The sequence below is a fragment of the Nodosilinea sp. LEGE 07298 genome (genome assembly GCF_015207265.1).
GTDB lineage: Bacteria > Cyanobacteriota > Cyanobacteriia > Phormidesmidales > Phormidesmidaceae > Nodosilinea.
Map to the genome: position 1 here is coordinate 1 of NZ_JADEXE010000514.1, position 2,484 is coordinate 2,484.

Annotated in this window: 3 protein-coding genes; 1 reads left to right on the forward strand and 2 read right to left on the reverse strand. The window is 55.6% G+C overall.

Annotated features, from left to right (window positions below; translation table 11 throughout):
- Nucleotides 1-321: four helix bundle protein (locus tag IQ273_RS32505; RefSeq protein WP_194027206.1), on the forward strand; the 321-nt coding region annotated here is incomplete at its 5' end.
- A 30-nt stretch (nt 322-351) separates the two neighbouring features.
- Here IQ273_RS32505 and IQ273_RS32510 read toward each other — a convergent pair.
- The gene (locus IQ273_RS32510; protein WP_194027207.1) at nt 352-1,326 is read right to left on the reverse strand and encodes a GTP-binding protein; all 975 of its coding nucleotides are present in this window, start codon (nt 1,324-1,326) and stop codon (nt 352-354) included.
- Between the two features lie 107 nt (nt 1,327-1,433).
- Nucleotides 1,434-2,351, reverse strand: coding sequence for an alpha/beta fold hydrolase (locus IQ273_RS32515; protein ID WP_194027208.1), 918 nt, complete (start codon nt 2,349-2,351; stop codon nt 1,434-1,436).
- Nucleotides 2,352-2,484 lie beyond the last annotated feature (133 nt).

A 2,484-nucleotide genomic window follows, 5' to 3' on the forward strand; every position in this document is an offset into this window, starting at 1 on the left:
TATCAAATCACTGGTCAGGGTGAGTTTTGCAAGGACTTTGGATTGCGAGACCAGATCCGGCGAGCGGTAGTCAGTATCCCCAGCAATATTGCTGAGGGTGACGAACTTAATACGAATGCTCAAGCCATCAGGCACTTTTACATTGCCAAGGGTTCAACTGCAGAAGTGCTGACCCAAGGAATGATTGCCCGAGAAATTGGCTATCTCAGCCCGGTCCAATATGAGCACATCGAACAAGAATGTACAGCCTTATCCGGTATGCTCAACCGCCTCATTCAAGCCCGTCAATCCAGCCCCAGCCCCCTAAACCCTAAACCTTGAACCCTAAACCTTGAACCTTAAACCCAAACCCTATCCCACCAAACACTCCCTAAACGCCTCCTCCAACCCCATCTCTTCCAAATTCCGTCCGATAAATACCAGCTCATTTTTGCGGGTTTCGTCAGGTCGCCAGGGGCGGTCTTGGCGGCCTTCAAACAGCATGTGTACGCCTTGAAAGACAAAGCGACAGTCTTCGCCCTTGATGTTGAGAATGCCCTTCATGCGGAAGATCTCGGGGCCGCGATCGCGTAGCAGCGTCCCCAGCCAGTGGTTGAGCTTAGCCCCGTCAACGGTACCGGGCTCGGTTAAGGCAATAGACGCCACGGTTTCGTCGTGTTCGTGGGCGGTTTCATTGAGAAACTCGGGGTCGATTTTGAGGGCATTGCCCAGATCAAAGGCGCTGACGCCAAGGATAGAATCCATGGCAATTTCGGCATCGCGGGTGCGGTGAATCGTGGCGATCGCATTCATGCCCCGAATCCGCTGCTCTAGAGCTACCAGCTCTGGCTCCGTGACCAGATCGACCTTATTCAGCAAAATTACATCCGCAAAGGCAATCTGCTCCAGGGCCTCGTCGGCTTCCCAGTGCTGGGCAATATGGGCCGCATCCACCACTGTCACTACCGCATCGAGGCTGGCCTGGGTCTGCACCTCATCATCGACAAAAAAGGTTTGAATCACCGGGGCCGGGTCGGCCAGGCCCGTGGTCTCAATCACCAGATGGTCAAACTTGTCGCGCCGCTTCATCAGATTGCCGATGATGCGAATCAGGTCGCCGCGCACGGTGCAGCAGATGCAGCCGTTGTTCATCTCAAAGATTTCTTCATCGGCGTCGATCACCAGCTGGTTGTCGATGCCCACCTCGCCAAACTCATTGACAATCACCGCTACCTTTTTACCGTGCTCGTAGGTAAGAATCCGGTTCAGCAGCGTGGTCTTGCCTGCCCCCAAATAGCCTGTCAGCACCGTAACTGGAACAGCGCGTTGCACCTCAGCAGCAACCATAACCACACCTCAAGAATGATAATCATTTTCAGATTATAGAGCGAAGACAGATTTAAGGTGCAAAGTTGAGTGTTTGCTTGCCCCCTTGAGCCGTCGACCGTGAACCTCTATTTTCCTAGGTGCTCTTGTAAAAACGGTCTCAAGTTCTCTAACACCACTTCGGGATGCTCTTCATGGGCAGCTAAAGAGCCCGGTACTATTGCCCACTGCATGTTAACCATCGCTTTTAGCATTTCCATTTCAGCCCCAGACTTGGGTGGGGTCTGCTGTCCTGCGATCGCTAGCTTAGGCACCGTTACCAACTCTATTAAGTCCAGCCAGTCGGTGCGCCGCTGCACTGGGTCTAGGCCGCCAGTAACAAAGGCGGCAGAGGCAAACCGGGCACCAGGCGCTTGGGTCGTGTGGTGTTTAGCCTGCATCAGATCAGGGGTTATGAAAGCCGCATCGCTGTAGACATGGCGGCCCATCATCCACCGCAAAAAAGCTGGGTGGGCATTGACGGCATAGAGCCCTTGGCCTAGCAACGGTGTCCACACCAGCCACCGCAGTAGGGCATAGAGCCAACGCCGTTCTCCCATGGCTGTGGGTAACGGGCCGCGCCAAGTGGGGGCTACTAGCGCGATCGCCTTCAACCCCTCCACTTCTCCCCCTGCCGCCAACTCCAGGGCATAGCCTGCACTGTGACCACAGGCCACCAGGCCCGCCACCTCCGGCACCACGTCCTGCACAAAATCCTTGAGCAGCGCCCGGTAGATCGCTGGACGACTGCGCCAAGCCAATCGCGCCGATTCCCCGAACCCCACCCAGTCGAGGGTGATCACCCGGTAGCGCTGGGCCAATCCCTGCGCCAACTTGTCTAACTCAGCCCGTGTCGAAATGCTGCTGAAGGCAGGCAGCAGCAGCAGCGATGGCCCTCCGCCACGCACATCGTAGGCGATCGCCGCCGTCTTCCCCTGCCATCGCCAGGGATAATACAGAGTCGCCGACACCGCACCGGTCAACAGTTCTCCTTGCACTTCAGTCATAGCCAGGCCCCCTATTGACCATGTCGTGCTAAAAGCTTTTGATAATGATTATCATTGTAGGTCGATGTGGGTTTGAGGTGCAAAGTTTTGGTACAGGGCTCAAGGTATCAGGTGCAAGGTCCAAACCCCAAAC

What these genes read in the sequence shown, in the direction of transcription:
- IQ273_RS32510 (WP_194027207.1), bottom strand. Translation starts at nt 1,326, where the DNA reads ATGGTTGCTGCTGAGGTGCAACGCGCTGTTCCAGTTACGGTGCTGACA.
- IQ273_RS32515 (WP_194027208.1), bottom strand. Translation starts at nt 2,351, where the DNA reads ATGACTGAAGTGCAAGGAGAACTGTTGACCGGTGCGGTGTCGGCGACT.